At 65.9% G+C, this 17,152-nt stretch carries 14 protein-coding genes and 1 pseudogene; 5 read left to right on the top strand and 10 right to left on the bottom strand.

Translation table 11 applies throughout. The features are described 5' to 3' along the window. Positions 1 to 174: 174 nt before the first annotated feature. Positions 175 to 1,617 carry an aldehyde dehydrogenase family protein gene (locus ACW17Y_RS10945; protein WP_492035734.1) on the top strand — a complete coding sequence of 481 codons (1,443 nt, stop codon included), beginning with the start codon at positions 175 to 177 and terminating at the stop codon, positions 1,615 to 1,617. A gap of 143 nt (positions 1,618 to 1,760) precedes the next feature. Here the strand turns inward: ACW17Y_RS10945 and ACW17Y_RS10950 are convergent, their stop codons facing one another. The 3 genes from ACW17Y_RS10950 to ACW17Y_RS10960 all read right to left on the bottom strand — a co-directional run bounded on the left by ACW17Y_RS10950 (position 1,761) and on the right by ACW17Y_RS10960 (position 4,844). Further along, a complete protein-coding gene (locus ACW17Y_RS10950) occupies positions 1,761 to 2,594 on the bottom strand; it encodes a flagellin (RefSeq protein ID WP_492035735.1) in 834 nt (277 codons plus the stop codon). A gap of 246 nt (positions 2,595 to 2,840) precedes the next feature. Further along, a complete protein-coding gene (locus ACW17Y_RS10955) occupies positions 2,841 to 4,646 on the bottom strand; it encodes a PHA/PHB synthase family protein (protein ID WP_492035736.1) in 1,806 nt (601 codons plus the stop codon). 12 nt (positions 4,647 to 4,658) lie between these two features. Continuing rightward, the gene (locus ACW17Y_RS10960) at positions 4,659 to 4,844 is read right to left on the bottom strand and encodes a hypothetical protein (RefSeq protein ID WP_492035737.1); all 186 of its coding nucleotides are present in this window, start codon (positions 4,842 to 4,844) and stop codon (positions 4,659 to 4,661) included. A gap of 107 nt (positions 4,845 to 4,951) precedes the next feature. On the opposite strand from ACW17Y_RS10960, the gene ACW17Y_RS10965 reads away from it, so the two are divergent. Beyond that, complete coding sequence (locus ACW17Y_RS10965; RefSeq protein WP_492035738.1) at positions 4,952 to 5,893, top strand: LysR family transcriptional regulator; 942 nt, start codon at positions 4,952 to 4,954, stop codon at positions 5,891 to 5,893. Between the two features lie 506 nt (positions 5,894 to 6,399). On the opposite strand, the gene ACW17Y_RS10970 is transcribed toward ACW17Y_RS10965, so the two are convergent. The 5 genes and pseudogenes from ACW17Y_RS10970 to ACW17Y_RS10990 all read right to left on the bottom strand — a co-directional run. Beyond that, positions 6,400 to 6,771 (bottom strand): helix-turn-helix domain-containing protein, encoded by a 372-nt coding sequence (locus ACW17Y_RS10970; RefSeq protein ID WP_492035739.1) that lies wholly within the window; start codon positions 6,769 to 6,771, stop codon positions 6,400 to 6,402. A 4-nt stretch (positions 6,772 to 6,775) separates the two neighbouring features. Beyond that, entirely contained in the window at positions 6,776 to 7,249 is a 474-nt protein-coding gene (locus tag ACW17Y_RS10975; RefSeq protein WP_492035740.1) for a hypothetical protein, read from the bottom strand. A 45-nt stretch (positions 7,250 to 7,294) separates the two neighbouring features. After that, positions 7,295 to 7,636, bottom strand: coding sequence for a hypothetical protein (locus tag ACW17Y_RS10980; RefSeq protein WP_492035741.1), 342 nt, complete (start codon positions 7,634 to 7,636; stop codon positions 7,295 to 7,297). Positions 7,637 to 7,811: 175 nt separating this feature from the next. Continuing rightward, positions 7,812 to 8,069: a hypothetical protein gene (locus ACW17Y_RS10985; RefSeq protein ID WP_492038323.1), complete on the bottom strand. Its 258-nt coding sequence runs from the start codon at positions 8,067 to 8,069 to the stop codon at positions 7,812 to 7,814. Between the two features lie 160 nt (positions 8,070 to 8,229). After that, positions 8,230 to 8,349 (bottom strand): annotated as a pseudogene (locus ACW17Y_RS10990) (LuxR C-terminal-related transcriptional regulator); the annotation flags it as partial. 157 nt (positions 8,350 to 8,506) lie between these two features. Between ACW17Y_RS10990 and ACW17Y_RS10995 the strand changes: the two are divergent. After that, on the top strand, positions 8,507 to 8,848 hold the full coding sequence (locus ACW17Y_RS10995) for an iron chaperone (protein ID WP_492035742.1): 342 nt from the start codon (positions 8,507 to 8,509) through the stop codon (positions 8,846 to 8,848). A gap of 230 nt (positions 8,849 to 9,078) precedes the next feature. Continuing rightward, positions 9,079 to 11,325 (top strand): TonB-dependent receptor domain-containing protein, encoded by a 2,247-nt coding sequence (locus ACW17Y_RS11000; RefSeq protein ID WP_492035743.1) that lies wholly within the window; start codon positions 9,079 to 9,081, stop codon positions 11,323 to 11,325. 23 nt (positions 11,326 to 11,348) lie between these two features. Here the strand turns inward: ACW17Y_RS11000 and ACW17Y_RS11005 are convergent, their stop codons facing one another. Beyond that, positions 11,349 to 13,019: an MFS transporter gene (locus tag ACW17Y_RS11005; RefSeq protein WP_492035744.1), complete on the bottom strand. Its 1,671-nt coding sequence runs from the start codon at positions 13,017 to 13,019 to the stop codon at positions 11,349 to 11,351. Between the two features lie 164 nt (positions 13,020 to 13,183). On the opposite strand from ACW17Y_RS11005, the gene ACW17Y_RS11010 reads away from it, so the two are divergent. Continuing rightward, complete coding sequence (locus tag ACW17Y_RS11010) at positions 13,184 to 14,575, top strand: glycoside hydrolase family 47 protein (protein ID WP_492035745.1); 1,392 nt, start codon at positions 13,184 to 13,186, stop codon at positions 14,573 to 14,575. 193 nt (positions 14,576 to 14,768) lie between these two features. Here the strand turns inward: ACW17Y_RS11010 and ACW17Y_RS11015 are convergent, their stop codons facing one another. Continuing rightward, on the bottom strand, positions 14,769 to 17,084 hold the full coding sequence (locus tag ACW17Y_RS11015; protein ID WP_492035746.1) for a GH92 family glycosyl hydrolase: 2,316 nt from the start codon (positions 17,082 to 17,084) through the stop codon (positions 14,769 to 14,771). Positions 17,085 to 17,152: the final 68 nt, after the last annotated feature.

Consider the following 17,152-nt stretch of genomic DNA (forward strand, 5'->3'; position numbering starts at 1 on the left):
GCGGGTCTAAGCCAAATGAGCTATCGACCGATACGCGTTTTGGCTTGATCGGCGCTCACAGGCGCGGGAGCGGGCCTGGATCGATGCACATTGCGGTTCGATCCATGCGTGTTTCGGTGTTCGCAGCGCATGGATCAGGCTCTAAACCGCCTGAGACAGCCGAAGGACCTACCCATGACCGCCACCCTGAACCTCAGCCATCTGATCGACGGCGAGCGCGCGGACGTCGCCCGGCCGACGGAGAGCCTCAACCCGTCGAACACCCGTGAGGTGGTCGCCCGCACGCCGGACGGCGGTCAGGCCGAGGTCGACGCCGCCGTCGCTGCTGCGAAGGCCGCCTTCCCGTCGTGGTCCGAGGCCTCGCCCGAGGTCCGCTCCGACGTGCTCGACCGGGCCGGGACGCTCGTCATGGAACGGCGCGAACAGCTGGGCCGCCTGCTGTCGCGCGAGGAGGGCAAGACCCTGCCCGAGGGCATCGGCGAGACTGTCCGCGCCGGCCGCATCCTGAAGTATTTCGCCGGCGAGGCCCTGCGTCGCCACGGCCAGAACCTCGACAGCGTCCGCCCCGGCGTCGAGATCCAGACCTATCGTCAGGCGGTCGGCGTCTATGGCCTGATCACGCCGTGGAACTTCCCCATCGCCATTCCGGCCTGGAAGGCCGCGCCCGCGCTAGCCTTCGGCAATACCGTGGTGATGAAGCCGGCGGGTCCCACCCCGGCGACCGCCTCGGCCCTGGCCGACATCCTCGTCGAGGCCGGTCTGCCGAAGGGGGTGTTCAACCTCGTGATCGGTCGCGGGGGCGTGGGTCAGGCGATCGTCGATCACCCGGACGTCGACGGCCTGTCGTTCACTGGGTCGCAGAGCGTCGGCGCGGGCGTGGCCCTGGGCGCCATCAGGCGTCAGGCCCGGGTCCAGCTCGAGATGGGCGGTAAGAACCCCCTCATCGTGCTCGACGACGCCGATCTGGACCGGGCCGTCATGGTCGCGTTGGACGGCTCCTTCTTCGCCACCGGCCAGCGCTGCACGGCCTCCAGCCGCCTGATCGTCACCGACGCCATCCACGACCGGTTCGTCGCCCTGCTGGCGGAAAAGGTCGCCGCCCTGCGCGTCGGCGACGCCTTGGATCCGAACACCCAGATGGGCCCGGCGGTCTCCGAGGCCCAGATGGAAACCAGCTACAAGTACATAGACATCGCTCGCGAAGCCGGGGGCCGGATCGTCACCGGAGGCGAACGGCTCAGTCTCTCAACGCCCGGCTGGTACGTCCAGCCGACCCTGATCGCCAACACCGATCCGTCGATGCGCATCAACATCGAAGAGGTGTTCGGCCCGGTCGCCTCGACCATCCGGGTCAAGGACTACGAGGAGGCGCTCGCCGTCGCCAACTCCACCGAGTTCGGCCTGTCGGCCGGGATCGTGACCACCAGCCTCAAACACGCCCGCGACTTCCAGCGCCGCGCCCGCGCCGGCATGACCATGGTCAATCTGGCGACCGCCGGCGTCGACTATCACGTGCCCTTCGGCGGCTCGAAATCCTCCAGCTACGGCGCGCGCGAACAGGGCTTCGCAGCCGTTGAGTTCTACACCCAGACCAAGACCGCCTACTCCTGGAGCTGACGCGGAGCCCCCAGTCCGTGCGCCGATGTCTCTCCCGCCTGAATGCGTCAGCGGTTAGTGGTTCCGCGTAACCGTCGTGAGCTTCCCCGGGATCGTGTCGTTCGCAGATGCGGGCGAGGCGCACAGCGCCCCGCGCCGCACGCCTATCGGAACAGGCCGAGCAGGATCGAGGTCGAGGAATTGGCGATCGACAGAGCCTGCACTCCCAGCTGTTGCTTGGTCTGCAGCGACTGCAGTCGTGCGCTTTCCTTGGCCAGATCCGCATCGACCAGGTTGCCCACGCCGTTTTCCAGGGCGTCGGAGAGCTTGCTGACGAACGAGCGATGCGTGTCGAGCGACTTGGCGCCGGTGCCCAGGCGAGCCAGGGCGGACGACACATTGTCGATGGAGGTGTTGATGGCGGCAAGCGCGGTCGTCGCCAGGGTCGAGGTGCCGATGGTTGCGGTCGCGGCCAGGGTCACGTTGGCGCCGCCCAATGACAGGTTTTCAGGAGCCACCTTGATGGTGGAGCCGGCCGTGTTCGACAGAGCTTTGAAGCCGTTGGTGCCGGTCGAGTTGTCCAGCATGTTGATGCCGTTGAACTTGGCGTTGGAAACGACCGTGCCGATCTGGTCGCGGATGGACTTGAAGTCTTCGTTCAAGGCCTTTCGCGAAGCCGTCGACAGCGACTTGTCAGTCGCCGACAGGGCCTTTTCCTTAAGCTGGATCAACAGGTCCGAAACCGATTCACCGGCGGCCATGGCAACGTCGACGGCGGACGAACCGCGATCCAGGCTATCCTTGACGGCGTTCAGAGCCGAGATTTCACCGCGCTGGCCCTGGGCGATAGCCCAGATGGCGCCATTGTCCTTGGCGTTGTTGACCTTCTTGCCAGTGTTGACGCGGCTCTGGACCGTGTCGAGTTGTACCCTGGTTGTTTGCAAGTTCTGGAGCGCGACCAGCGCTCCAGAGTTCGTGTTCACGCTGTTCAGCGCCATGACGATGTTCCTATTCGCAGGTTCCGGGCGTCATTTTGACGTCCGAGAGCTTTTTGCCCGTCCTGCACAATAGGTAGATCTACCTAATATTTGTCGAACATTGTTTTACATGAGTCTTAACACAGTTCAGACTTGAGTAACCAAGTCCTGACCTGACCGGCTTCTTCGCCGCCAGCATGGCCGCCTACGCGGGTCCGGCGTTCCGGCGGAGCGTTCGGCCGTAGCCCGTCCGCTGCCGCATGGGCCTTAGTGGCGAACGCGCACGTAGGTGCCGGGGGCGGGATCGCCGGCCTTCAGCTTGCCGGAACCGACTTTCCTGGCCTTGACCTTCTCGTCGACCGCGGCCGCGTCGAGCCATCCCTGCCACTCGGGCCACCAGGAGCCCGGCTTTTTCTCCGCCCCGGCCAACCAGGCGTCGGCTTCTGCCGGAGTTTCGTCGCTGGTCCAGTAGCCGTGCTTGTTCGCGGCGGGCGGATTGATCATCCCCGCGTTGTGACCCGAACCGCCCAGGATGAACCGGGTGTCCCCGCCGAAATGGCCGCGCTGGGCGTAGGTTGCACGCCACGCCGAGACGTGGTCGTCGTGGAAGCCGACGATCATCACCGGGGTCTCGATCGCCTTCAGATCCAGGGCGACGCCATCGATGGACACGCCGCCGGGTTCCTTGAGCTTGTTCTGTCGAAGAACCCAGTCACCGTATTCCTTCAGCGTGCGCGCCGGCATCCGGGCGCCGTCGTCGAACCACCACAACAGGTCGGACGCGCGGGCATCGTCACCCATCAAATAGTGCTGGACCACGGAGGACCAGATCAGGTCGTTGGCGCGAACCGTCGAGAACAGCCTCGCGAGGTCATGCGCCTCGACATATCCGCGCTCGTCCAGATAGCGGTGGAAGGCCTTCATGTCGTTCTCGCCGGTGAAGACCGACCATTCTCCCAGTTCGGAGAAGTCGACCAGGCTGGCGATCAGTGTGGCCGAAGCGACGCGATCCGCGCGGCCCGTCTGGGCGAGCCAGGCCAGGGTCATGGCCGACAACGTCCCGCCCAGGCAGTAGGAGACCAGATCCACGTCCGGCTCGCCTGTCGCCTGTTCGACGGCGTCCATGGCCGCCACGATGCCCTCGGTCACATAGTCGTCGAGGCCGACATCGGCGTGGCTGGCGTCCGGATTGACCCAGGAGATCACGAAGACGGTGTGGCCCTGATCCACCAGCCACTTCAGGTAGCTGGCCTTGGGTGTCAGGTCGAAGAGATAGAATTTGTTGACCAGCGGCGGCACGAACAGCAGCGGGCGGCGATAGATCGTCTCCGTCGTCGGCGCGTACTGGATCACCTCCATCAGCCGGTTCCTGAACACCACTGCGCCGGGCGTGGCGGCGATGTTGACGCCCAGTTCGAAGTCGTTGGGCGCGCGCCGGCCGACCAGTCCGTCGCCGCGGGCCACGTCTTCCAGCAGATGGGTCAGGCCCGTGACAAGGCTCATACCGCCGGTCGCCATCGCACGACGTGCGACCTCGGGATTGGTCTGGGCGAAGTTGGCGGGCGACAGGGCGTTGGTGAGTTGGCGCGCCAGGAAGTCGACCTGGCCCCGGATCTCGTCGCTGACAGGCGCGGTGGCGATGAAGTCCTGAAGCTGGCGGCCCGCCAGCAGATACGCCTGTTTCAGTGCGTCATAGGCCGGCTCGCTCCAGTCGGCGCCGGAGAAGCGGCGGTCGCCCTTGATCGGCGCCGCGACCGGATCGGCGGCCAGGCCCCACGCGCGCTGGGCGGTGGAGGTCCACAGGTTGGTCCAGTCGGTCCAGTTCTTCGTTTGGGCTTCCAGGAGGGCGCTGGGCCGGGCCATCACCGCCAGGTTGAAGTCCACGACCGCCCGCACCAGCGTGGTCGGATCATAGGGCAGCGCCGTCGGCTGCATCGACCTGGCGGCGGTCGTCCGGGCCGCAGCCGCTGCGACCTCGGCCAGACGCATCATGGCCTCCGCCGCGACTTCGGGGTCCGGCAGGATCGGGATCGGAAAATCGAACGGGGGCTTGTCGCCGGTCGTCGTGGTCATGGCGCTCTCAGATCAGCGGGCGGTCAGGATGTCTACGGCCATGCAGTCGGCCGGCGCGACATAGAGCCAGGCCAGGGCGCGGTCCGGGTTCTCGGCGGTCCACACGGGGCAAGGCGCGCCGGCCCGATCAATCACCTCGGCGGCGGTCATGTCGGCGGAAAGCGGAGTGCGGGGAGCGACGAAAGAGTCGAAAGCCATGGCTGAATTCCTCGAACGGGCGTGTCGATCGCCCTATCGCATGGAGATTTTCGCATAACCATGCTACGAAATACCCAACCGCCGTGCATTTTTGCACAGGAGCCACGTTGTCCGAGTTCAATTGGAATGATCTGAGGGCTTTTCTGGCAGTGGCGCGCACCGGGCGTTTAACCGCGGCCGCTTCACGCCTGGACGCGGATCACACCACGGTAGGACGACGGATCGGCGCTCTGGAGGCTCAACTGGGCGCCCAACTGTTCGATCGAACGCCTGCCGGTCACGTTCTGACGGCGCACGGCGAACGCCTGATGCCGACGGCGGAGGCCATGGAGACCCTCGCAATCCGCGCAGCCGGCGAACTCGGCCAGGCCGATCAGGCCCTGACCGGAACGGTCCGCATCGGCGCGCCCGAAGGCTTCGGCAGCTATGTCATCGCCCCCTTGATGGCGGCGTTGGCGGATCGCCATCCGGAGCTGGAGATCCAGCTGGTCGCCATGGCCGGTGCGGTGAACCTGTCCAAGCGGGAAGCCGACATCGCCGTCAGCCTCAGCGCGCCACGCGAGGGCCGACTGGTGTCCCGGCGGCTGACCGACTACCGGCTCGGCCTGTATGCGTCGGCAGCGTATCTCGAGGCACGACCGCCGATCCTGAAGCGAACCGACATGAGCGGGCACCGGTTCATCGGCTATATCGACGACCTGCTCTACGCCCCCGAGCTCGACTACATGCAGGCCCCGGACGTGGAAGTCGTGGTTCGACTGCAGAGCTCCAACCTGATCGCCCAGCTGCAGGCAGCCCTGGCCGGAGCCGGTCTGTGCGTCCTGCCGAATTTCATCGCCGCACAGGAACCGGCTCTCGTTCAGGTCCTGCCCGAGGCGGTGCGACTGGAGCGTAGCCTTTGGCTTGTGACCCACGCCGATCTCCGACGTCTCGCGCGGATCCGGGCGGTCACGAGCCTGATCATCGAAGCCGTGCGAAGCAACCGACAGAGATTTATCGGGCAGGACGCGCATCAACCGGGGCCTCTCTCTGTAGCCGCACGAACCTGATCCGCCCGGCACATCGATGATCCGGCCGAGGCGATCACGACGGAAACCGTCCTGTTGATGCGCGGGTCGGGTCCGGTCGGCTACCGGCGCGGCGGAGGTCGTGAACCTGCGTCCGCCCTCCTGCCTGATCAAACAGGGGATCCGGATCGATCTGCTCGCGCCCGGGTCGATGTAGGCCTCAACAACGAGGAACTGTCCGAACGTCGCCGCGACCTGGAGGACGCCGGAGGTTACAGGTATCCGGCCTCCCAGACTCCATGACAGGAAATCCAGCGCGGACTCGTCGGCGACTGCAGACCGGCGCCGTGCTCGAGAGCACGACGCGATTCCACCGGATCACCGATACGCTCGGCCTGCCCCGCGACAATCACTGAAACGGCGGCCACGCTCGCCGGTCAGGCCGCCACTGCCGCCTCGCGCTGGCACGAGGACGGTCGGGGACTTTCAGCCCGCAAGGCCTGGCCAATAGCGGCCGGGCCCCGCCCCTGTCGGATCTTCCGAATGAATCAGGCGGATGGCTCGCCCGCGAGCGAACGCGCGAGCGCGACGACAATGCGGCGTTGATCGGGCGTTTCGATCCGGCCGTAGGCCTCAAGCAGAGCTTTCGAGCCGCTGACCGCGAACAGGTCCAGGCCATCGCTGGCTCCGGGCTCCTCAGCGTCGAAGAACGCGCTCACCGGCTGACCGAGCGCATGCGAAATGAGCATCAGACGTGAGGCCGAGACGCGGTTCGTGCCCCGTTCGTATTTCTGTATCTGCTGGAAAGTCACGCCCGTGGCCTTGGCCAGATCAGTTTGGGTGAGGCCACGCAGTTCGCGTATGGCGCGAACACGCTGCCCCACGGCGATGTCGATCGGATTAGGCGTCGGGGAACTCATACGCTCAAGCTAGAACATTCCGCTCTGCCGAAGCAACTCGCGCGCGCGAATCGCGCCGCCGGCCCTCCCAGATTCCTGCAGCCAGAGCGGCCATGAGACCGTAGAACATCACGTACAGGGTGGAGATATAGGCGTGCGACATGATGCGCGGGTCGATCACCATGCCGAAATGGCTCAGGACCGCCAGGAGCTGGAACGCGCAGCCGAACAGAAGCCAGACCCTGTGGGTTCTGACGAGCAAATATAGAAACACCCCGAGATTCGCGGCGTCGATGATCAGAATGTTCCACTGCGGCGAGGTCCAGTCCGTCCAATTCTGGACCAGGGGCGTGAGGATCGAGGCGACAACGATCGAAATGGCGGCGACCCGCTCCGTATGCGCACCTTTCCAGATGGCCGCACCGCACACGAGGATGGTCAGGATCAAGCCGCCGATCTGGGCGGCCGTGGCCAGAAACAGGACATTATCGTTGAACATGCAAAGGCTCGCGGCGCGCTGTCGGAGCGCGCCGCGAGCATAGCACTATGCGGCGACCTTGAGACCGGTCGGCCGCGGCAGGCTCTCTTCAGGCTTTCCGGCGCCCGTGCCCTGCATGACGGTGTTGCCCAGTCCCACCTGCGGTGCGGCGGTCTGAAGCGCGTGGTGGGCGGAGACGATCTGGTCCCGGGCTTCACCCAGCGCACGCACCGACCCGGTGACGCCGGTCATGGCGTGGCTGCCGAGCACGGCCGACAGACCATTCTCGCGACGAATGGACGACATCGCGGCGATCAGATGGGCGGCCTTTTCAAGGGCCGCATCAATGGCGTCTTCGGTTTCGAACAGAGCCGTGGCCAGCTTCTGTCCATACTCACGACGTTGCATGGGGGATCCTTCTCCCGCTTCGCGGGGGCTGTGGTGGGCCTTGTTTGTGAGGTCGGTTCAGGTCAGCGAAGTCGCTGGGCTTGATCGGCCGTTTGCAGAAGTTGCTGGATCATCAGGGTGGCGCCGATGGCTCCCGCGAGCAGAAGGGCGATGCCGCAGGTCAAGACGATCACCATCAACAGGTCCCGCCCGACGCGGCTGTACTCGACGATCGAAGTTGGGCCGCGCTCTGCGGCCGATCGTGATCGGGCAACAGTACGAGCCCGATGCAGATAATCTCGCGCAGCAGATCGAGCTTCGAGAGATATGGGCTCATCTCTCGCGTCACCGCGACCAGATGCAGAACTGCGGCTTTCTCTGCCGGGGTCTGCGCCAGATCCTCGAAGACGGTCTCGAGATAGTCCCAGGTCCAGTTCGGAAGTGTGAGGGTCAATGGGGCCTCCTTTCGTATGAAAGAAGGCGTCGCCCGAGGCCGTTTCGGCTACTCGGGCTGGTTCCCCTACGGGTTCATTCCGTAGTCCTGCGTGCAGCAAGAGAAGCGCCGCGTCACGGCGTGAGCTGACGCCCAGTCGCTTGCACGCGGTCTCGATATGCTTGTCGACGGTCTTTGAGGAGATGCCGAGATCGCGCGCGATCTCTTTCGACTGGCGATGCTGCGCCACGCCGACCAGACACTGGCGTTCTCGAGTGGTGAGTTGCTCAAGGTTGTTCATCGGTTCGCCCCTGGACAACCAATAGGGTTACGCAAGGGAACGCAAATCCTATGCGTTCGATTTGTAATTTTTGTACGGGAGGACACACACAGGTCGCAACGGTATCGGGTCGTGCGCGCGGGCCGTAGTGTCGCCGGCGCCGTCGGGAGATTGAGACGTGAACGACACGACACACGACGCCCATTTCGCCGCCTGCGACCCGGCCGTCAGGGAAAGGCTCCTGGCGATCCAGGCCGAGGTCGAACGTCGCGTTCCGGGCGCGACGCGCTGCATCGGCTACAAGATGCCGGCCTGGCGTCTGCGCCGCATTTTCTTCTACTTCGCGGGCTTCAGGCGGCACATCGGCGTCTACCCGCCAGTGGATGGGCCTGATGAACTGATGGCCAGACTGGCGCCGTATTGCGGGCCCAAGGGCAATCTGATCTTCCCCCACAAGGACCCGATCCCCGTCGACCTCATCGGAGATGTCGCGGAGGTGTTGGCGGCGCAATACGGTTAGGGTTCGGCCGTCCAACTCGGCCAAGGGCATCACGTCCAGGTCATGAAGCCGATGTAACTGTCGGTTGCCCCAGACGGATGTTACCCACGCCGCCACTGGCTCGCTCGCCCGCCTGATCGTCGTCCGGGGTGCTTTTTAGCAAGACCTCAGAACGCGCTCATGCCGCTCACCTTCGAAATGACCGAGTGAGGCGGGGCGATGCCGACAAGCGGGTCGACGGGGTTCTGATCATGACGTCTTTGAAGTTGCGCCTGCTGGCCGCCACGGCCCTCGCGCTCCCGGCCGCGCCGGTGCTGGCCCAGGCGGCGACGCCCGCCACAGCGACAGCGCAGAACAGGCCCGCTACGGCCGCGACACCGCAGGTGACGCCCGAGGAAGAGGCGACGACGGTGGACGAGGTCACGGTCACCGCCCGCACCACCGATGTGCGCGCTTCGATCGATTCCATCAGCTACAGCCTCGCCGACGATCTGCAGGCCACGACCGGCAGCCTGGCGGACGCGCTCCGGAACGTGCCGTCCGTCGATGTCGACCCCCAGGGCAACGTCTCCCTGCGCGGCGACGGCAATGTCACCATCCTGGTGGACGGGCGCCCCTCCGGCGTCCTGTCTGGTGAAGGGCGCGCCTTGGCCCTGCAGCAGATGCAGGCCGGCCAGTATGCCCGGATCGAGGTGATGACCAACCCGTCCGCCGCCTACAGCCCGGAGGGATCGGGCGGCGTCATCAACCTGATCACCAAGCCGAACCAGCCGCGGCCAGGCACTGTCTCGACCGGCTCGGTGAGCGCCAACGTCGGCGAGGACGGACGCTGGAACCTGGGCTTCAGCGGCTCGCGCACATCCGGGCGGATGACGCTATCGGGCAATCTCGGCGTGCGCCACGACACGGGCGAGCAAGTCATACGGCGCGAGCGCGAGCGCCTCGACACAGCGTCGGGCCGCTTCGTGCCCAGCACCCAGGACCAGAACGTCGATTTCACCTCCGACGGCTACTACGGCGACGTCGGGCTGGAGTATCGGCTGACCGACAAGACCCTGCTGACGCTGGAAGCGCGCGGCGGCCAGTTCGATAATGCGGGCGACGGCATGGAGCTGTTCCAGGCGCAGAACGTCACGGGCGGGGTCGCGTCATCATATCGCCGGGACAGCGACATCGAGCAGGGGTGGGAAGGGTATGGCGCGACCGCGCGGGTGCTGCACCAGTTCGATGACGCGGGCCACGAATGGAGCAACGAGGTTCAGTTCGACCGAGGCGAAAACTCTCTCGACCAGATGAGCACCACCACGCCCGGTGTTCCCGCGGGCCCGACGGCGTCTGAACAGGTCACGACCGACAGTCCCTTCACCCGCGTTTTCCTGAAGAGCGCCTATGTCCGGCCGATCGGGGAGTTGGCCAAGCTGCGTCTCGGCTATGAGCTGGAGATTCGACAGCCGAAACAGGACAATGTCGTCCGGCGCGGAACGATCTCGGGCCTGCCCGTCGTGGTTCCCGGCCTGACCAACCGCTTTGAGGCCGAGCAGGCGGTGCATGCCCTATATGCAACCTACGAACGGCCGTTCGGCGAGAAGCTGTCGGCCCAGTTCGGGCTGAGGCTGGAGCAGGCGGACATCGAGGTCAACTCGATCACGACTGGCGTGCGCGCCTCGCAGGATTATTTCCGCGCCTACCCGACCATGCACCTTCAGTACCAACTGGCCGAGAGCCAGACCCTGCGCGGCAGCTACTCGCGCCGCATCCAGCGGCCCGCGCCTTTCCAGTTGAACCCCTTCGTGTCCTACGTCGATCCGCTGAACCTGCGCTCGGGCAACGCGAACCTGCAGCCGCAGGAGACGGATGCCTTCGAACTGCAGTGGCAGATGCGGGCGGGTCAGACCTTCTATCAGGCGACCGCATACTATCGCGAAACGACCAAGGCATTCACCGAGATCGCGACGGATGTGGGCGGCGGCGTCCTCCTGACCCGCCCCGAAAACCTCGGCGCCCGTCGCGATACAGGTGTGGAGATGGTCGCCAACGGCCGGCTGACCTCGACGCTGCGCTACAACGCAAGCATCAATGTCTACCGCTCCGAGATCGACGCCTCGGGCATCTCCGGAGCGACGGACAGGTCTGGCACCCTCGTCTCGGGTCGCCTGAACCTGAATTGGCAGCCGACAGCCAGGGACTTCCTCCAGATCAGTGGACAGTGGAACGGTGACACCCTTCAGGCGCAGGGGACCCGCGAGAGCCGGGCCATGATCAACCTCGGCTACCGTCGCAAACTCACCGAGACCGTCGCCTTCCAGATGACCGTCCGTGACCTTCTGGACGAGTTTGGCGACGTCACCACCTATGACACCCCGACCTTCCGCGACCGCACGGAGCGACAGTTCGGCGGCCGCGCCGCCTATGTCGGCCTGACCTGGACCTTCGGCTCCGGCCCCCGTCGTCAGCAGGATCCGCAGTTCGACTTCGGCAGCGCCCCGACGGGCGGATAACCCGCCCGTCATCGCCTCGGGGCTCAGGCGTGGATGTTCACGTCCTTGCCTTCCTTGACCAGCAGGAAGCCCAGCACCGCCGTGGCGAGGGCGATGACGATCGGATACCAGAGGCCGTAGTAGATATTGCCCGTGGCCGCGACCATGGCGAAGGCCGTGGTCGGCAGGAAGCCGCCGAACCAGCCGTTGCCGATGTGGTAGGGCAGCGACATCGAGGTGTAGCGGATATTGGTCGGGAACATCTCGACCAGGGCCGCCGCGATCGGCCCGTAGACCATGGTCACATAGAAGACGAGGATGAACAGGATCGCGATGACCAGCGGCTTGTTCACCAGGGCGCTGTCGGCCTTGGCCGGATAGCCGGCGGCGGCGAGCGCCTCGCCCAGCCCCTTGTCCCAGTCGGCCTTGGCCGTCTTGAAGTCGGCGGTGGACAGGGCCTCGCCGCGCAAGCTCTGGACCACCGCCTCGCCAATGCGGACCTCGGCGACCGCCCCGGCCGGGGCGGCGACGTTCTCATAGGTGACGCCCGCCTTGGCCAGATACGACTTGGCCAGGTCGCAGGACGTGTTGAAGACCGTCTTGCCGATCGGATCGAACTGGACCGAGCAGTCGGCGGGGTCGGCGTAGACGCTGACCGGGGCCGAGGCGGTGGCCGCCGCCAGCTGCGGATTGGCCGCCCCGGTCAGGGCGTGAAACAGGGGGAAATAGGTCAGGGCCGCGATCAGACAGCCGCCGAGGATGATGGGCTTCCGACCGACCTTGTCCGACAGCCAGCCCCAGAAGACGAAGAAGGGCGTGGCCAGCAACAGGGCCGCGGCGATCATCATGTTCGCCAGGGCGCCGTCGACCTTGAGCACCCGCTCCAGGAAGAACAGGGCGTAGAACTGGCCCGTGTACCAGACCACGGCCTGACCGGCGGCGAGACCGACCAGGGCGATCAGCACCAGCTTCAGATTGGGCCACTTGCCGAAGCTGTCCTTCAACGGCGTGGTCGAGCCCTTGCCCTCGGCCTTCATCTTCGCGAACGCCGGGCTCTCGGCCAGCTTCAGGCGGATCAGCAACGACACGCCCAGCATCAGGATCGAAAGCAGGAACGGGATGCGCCAGCCCCAGTCGAGGAAGGCTTCCTCGCCCACCGCGAACCGCACGCCGAGGATCACCAGCAGGGAGATCATCAGACCGGCCGTCGCCGTGATCTGGATGAAGGAGGTGTAGAAGCCGCGCTTGCCCGGAGGCGCATGCTCGGCGACGTAGGTGGCCGCGCCGCCGTATTCTCCACCCAGCGCCAGACCTTGCAACAGCCGCATCAGCACCAGGATGATCGGCGCCGCGATGCCGATGGTCGCGTAGTTGGGCAGCAGGCTGACGACGAAGGTCGAGAGGCCCATCAGCAACATGGTCACCAGGAAGGTGTTCTTCCTGCCCCAAAGATCCCCCAGCCGCCCGAAGACGATGGCCCCGAACGGCCGCACTGCGAACCCGGCGGCGAAGGCCATCAGGGCGAAGATGTAGCCGGTCGTCTCGTTCACGCCCGAGAAGAACTGGGTCGTGATGATCGCCGCCAGGGAGCCGTACAGATAGAAGTCGTACCATTCGATCACCGTCCCCACCGACGAGGCCAGGATCACGAGCCGGTCGTTGCGGTCGACCTTGTGGTCGGGGTCCGCCGGCGCCTCGATGGTCGTGTCCGTCATGGTCGTCCCCTCCCGGCAGGCTCGTTATCGGCCGCATCGGAATCGCCCCCCAAGGCGCCCGTCGCCGCCACCATGACAGCAAGTCCTCGACCATGTCAGGCCCCGCTGGCGGAACGCCGAAGCCACCGGCATGGTGCGGCGGGAGTGAATCGGAGAGTTCGGCGATGAGAACCCTGTCCCTGCACCGTCGTTCGGCGCTGACCCTGGCCGGAGGCGGTCTGCTGGCCAGTCTGGCTCCCCTGCCCGCACTCGCGCAATCCGAGGACTGGGCCGCGCTCGGCGCCGATGTGAAGGCCGAGTTCAAATGGGCTTGGGATCACTATGTCGACCGCGCCTGGGGCAAGGACGAGATCAATCCGGTCTCCGGCACGTCCCAGTCCTTCTTCATCGAAGGCCACGACCTGGGCCTGTCGCTGGTCGAGGCGCTGGACACCCTGTGGATCATGGAGCTGGACGCCGAGTTCCAGGCCGGGGTCGACTGGGTCAAGGCGAACCTGAGCTTCGACATCGACGGCTACGCCCAGGTATTCGAGACCAATATCCGGCTCGTCGGCGGGCTGCTGTCCGCCTTCCTCGCCTGTGGCGATCCGGTCCTGCTGGAGAAGGCCCAGGATCTGGCCGACCGGCTGCTGAAGGCGTTCGACGCCTCGCCGCACGGCCTGCCGTATCGCTATGTGAACCTGAAGACCGGAGCGGTGCGCGACCCCGAGACCAACCTCGCCGAGATCGGCACCTACATCACCGAATTCGGGGTGCTGGGCGAACTGACCGGCGACGAGCGGTACTATGCGGCGGCCAGGCGGGCGATGATGCACGCCCTGAACCTGCGCTCGCCGATCGGGCTGATGGCGGCCAACATCCACGCCGAGACAGGCCAGTTCATCAGCCGCAACGCCTCGATCGATGTCTATGCCGACAGCTTCTACGAATACCTGTGGGACGCCTCGGAACTGTTCGGCGACGCGGAGCTGAAGCTGGCTGCGGAGCAGTGCCTTGAGGCCATGATCGACCATCAGGGCAGGCGCTACGACGGCCTTCTGTGGTTCCCGATGGTCGACTTCGAGACCGGTGAGGTGACGGGCACGTCCCAGACCGTGCTGGGCGCCTATCTGGCCGGGCTGCTGGGTCAGGCCGGGTTCAAGGCCGAGGGCGACGACTTCCTCAAGACCTACACGACGATGCAGGAGCGGTATCTGATCGTCCCCGAATCGACAGACGTCACCACCGCCCGCCCGCGCACCCTGCGCACCGGCCTTAGGCCCGAGGTGGCCGATGCGGCGCTGAACCTGTGGCAGCACGACCGCGACGACCGCTACCGGGCCATCGCCGCGACCCACTATCGCAACATGAAAGCGAGCTCGAAGGCGGCCTGGGGCTACACGGCCCTGACCGACATCACGACCCGCCCGATGGCACAGGGCGACAACTGCCCCGGCTACTGGTGGTCCGAGCAGATGAAATACTACTACCTGATGTTCGCCGAGCCGAAGCGGATCGACATCGACCGGCTGGTCCTGTCGACCGAGGCCAATGTGCTGCAGGGCTTCGTCCGTTAGTCCGGACGAAAAACACCCTGACGAAACGGACGAAACGGACGAAATCCGGTGTTCGCTCTCTCCGAGAACCGAGACCGCGCACTATAGGGCGCCGCGATACCAAGGCGCGCTCGGAGCAGCACACGTCCCGCCAGCACTGACCAGATCAGGTTTTCGACGTCGAATAGAAAGTTTTCTTCGGCGTTGATTCCCCTCACTCCGCCGACATCGAATACGGCCGCGCCGCCTCGCCCGCGCCCCAGGTCCGGTTCGGCTCAGCGCCCATGACGAAGTGCAGTTCGCCCCCGGCGGTGATCTCGTCATGCCCGATCCAGGTCCGGTCCAGCGGGCGGCCGTTCAGGGTGACCGACTGGATGTAGCGGTTCCCTTCCGCCAGCCCGGCCGTAGAGATCACGAACCTCCGACCATTCGGCAGGTTCAGCGTCGTGCGCACGGTGAACGGGCGGCCGATCACATACTGCCCCGAGCCCGGGGTCACCGGATAGAAGCCCAGGGCCGTGAACATCAGCCAGGCCGACATCTGACCCACGTCGTCATTGCCGGCCAGGCCGTCGGGGCGGGAGTGGTACTGGCTCTCGACGATCTGCTTGAGCCGCTCCTGCGTCCGCCACGGCTGGCCGGCATAGACATAGGCATAGGCCGAGTGGTGGCTGGGCTCATTGCCGTGGATGTACTGGCCGATCAGGCCGGCGATGTCCTCGGCGTGGGAATAGTCGAGGCCGGAGTTGTCGTAGTCGAACATGGCGTCGAGCTTGCCGACCGTCGCCTCGTCGCCGCCCATGACGTCGACCAGGGCGGCCATGTCCTGGGGCACGAACCACGAATACTGCCAGGCGTTCCCCTCGGTGTAGTCGGAGCCATAGTTGATCGCGACCGGATCGAAGGGCTCGCGGAAGGAGCCATCGGCCAGACGGGCGCGGACGAAACGTGTCTCCTGATCCCAGGTGTTCTTCCAGAAGCCGGCGCGGCGGTCGAACTCGGTCTCGACGTCCGTCCGGCCCAGACGCTCGGCCATGCGAGCGATGGTCCAGTCGTCATAGGCGTATTCGACCGTCTTGGACGCCGCCTCCGGCTCGCGGTCGATGGGGACATAGCCGAGGTCCATATAGTCGCCGAGCCCGCCGTAGGGACGGTAGGTGGCCGAGGCCACCATGGCGTCGAGCGCCGCGTTTCCGTCGATGCCGGGGATGCCCTTCAGGTAGGCATCCGCGATCACCGGCACGGCGTGATAGCCGATCATGGTCCAGGTCTCCTGACCGTGGAACGACCAGACCGGCAGGATGCCATAGGGGCTGACCTGCTGCGCCGCGATCAGCGAGTTGACGATATCGGTGTTGCGCTGTGCCGGGGCCAGCAGGGTCAGGAGCGGATGCTCGGCCCGGAAGGTGTCCCACAGGCTGAAGGTCGAGTGGACGGTGAAGCCGGACCTGTGCACCGCATTGTCCGGCCCCCGCCAGCGACCGTCGGCGTCGGAGTGGACCGAGGGCGCGATCAGGGCGTGGTAGAGCGCGGTGTAGAGGGTCGTCCGCAGCTCGGGCTCGGCCTCGATATCGACGACGCCGAGCGCCTCGGTCCAGGCCGCGCGCGTCGCCGCGCGCTGGGCGTCGAAGTCGAAGCCCTCGCCCTCCGATTCCAGATTGGCGATCGCCCCGGCCTCGTCGACCGAGGAGATGGCGACCTTGACCAGCAGCGGGCCGTCGAGCGTGCCGAAGTCGAACGCGGCCTCCAGCGCCCGGCCTTGCACCTGCTGGCGGTCATCCAGCGCCCGACCCGGCTGGCGGAAGCCGTTGTAGGGGACGTCGGTCTCGCGGTTCTGGATCTCGTGACCGACCATCGGGGCGGAGAACCGCATGGCGAAATAGAGCTGACGCCCCGGCGCCCAGCCGCGCAGTTCGCGGAAGCCCGTCACTGTCCCGTCGGGATGCACCCGGATGCGCGACCACAGGACCTTGCCCGGATAGTCGTAGATGGAGTTGCGCAAATCCAGCAGCACCCGCGCGCGCTCCCCTTCCGCGAAGGTGTAGCGGTGCAGACCGGTGCGCACGCCCGTCGTCAGCTCGGCGCGGGCGTTGGTGTCGGTGAGCTGGACCGAATAGTAGCCGGGCTCGGCGGTCTCGGAGGCCTTGTCGTAGCGCGAGCGGTAGCCCGAGCCGGGCGTGGCGACGTCGCCAACGTCCCACTTCACCACGTCGCCCGTCTGGGGCGTGATCAGGACGTCGCCGAGGTCCGAGTGGCCGGTGCCGGAGAAATGGGTATGCGAGAACCCCATGATGGTCGGGTCGTCGTGGCGATATCCCGAGGCCCAGTCATAGGACTGGCGGAAATAGCGGTAGTCGGTGTCGGGGCTCAGCTGGACCATGCCGAACGGCGCGACCGGCCCCGGGAAGGTGTGACCCTTGCCCGCCGTGCCGATGAAGACGTCCACGGCCTCGACCGGATCGGACGCCTGTGCCCATGCGGGCCCCGCCAGACACGCCGCCATCGCCGCCGCCAGACCGATACGCCGCATCAGGTTGCTCCTCGTCGATACTTCGGGACCCTATCAGCCGGGATTCGCCGTGTCGCCCGACTGCCTGC

The sequence above is a fragment of the Brevundimonas sp. AVps7 genome, from assembly GCF_058681545.1.

Coding starts and splice junctions, on each gene's coding strand:
- ACW17Y_RS11015 (WP_492035746.1), bottom strand. CDS start 17,084: ATGCGGCGTATCGGTCTGGCGGCGGCGATGGCGGCGTGTCTGGCGGGG.
- ACW17Y_RS10960 (WP_492035737.1), bottom strand. CDS start 4,844: ATGGCTTTCGACTCTTTCGTCGCTCCCCGCACTCCGCTTTCCGCCGAC.
- ACW17Y_RS11005 (WP_492035744.1), bottom strand. CDS start 13,019: ATGACGGACACGACCATCGAGGCGCCGGCGGACCCCGACCACAAGGTC.
- ACW17Y_RS11010 (WP_492035745.1), top strand. CDS start 13,184: ATGAGAACCCTGTCCCTGCACCGTCGTTCGGCGCTGACCCTGGCCGGA.
- ACW17Y_RS10975 (WP_492035740.1), bottom strand. CDS start 7,249: ATGTTCAACGATAATGTCCTGTTTCTGGCCACGGCCGCCCAGATCGGC.
- ACW17Y_RS10980 (WP_492035741.1), bottom strand. CDS start 7,636: ATGCAACGTCGTGAGTATGGACAGAAGCTGGCCACGGCTCTGTTCGAA.
- ACW17Y_RS10945 (WP_492035734.1), top strand. CDS start 175: ATGACCGCCACCCTGAACCTCAGCCATCTGATCGACGGCGAGCGCGCG.
- ACW17Y_RS10955 (WP_492035736.1), bottom strand. CDS start 4,646: ATGACCACGACGACCGGCGACAAGCCCCCGTTCGATTTTCCGATCCCG.
- ACW17Y_RS11000 (WP_492035743.1), top strand. CDS start 9,079: ATGACGTCTTTGAAGTTGCGCCTGCTGGCCGCCACGGCCCTCGCGCTC.
- ACW17Y_RS10970 (WP_492035739.1), bottom strand. CDS start 6,771: ATGAGTTCCCCGACGCCTAATCCGATCGACATCGCCGTGGGGCAGCGT.
- ACW17Y_RS10950 (WP_492035735.1), bottom strand. CDS start 2,594: ATGGCGCTGAACAGCGTGAACACGAACTCTGGAGCGCTGGTCGCGCTC.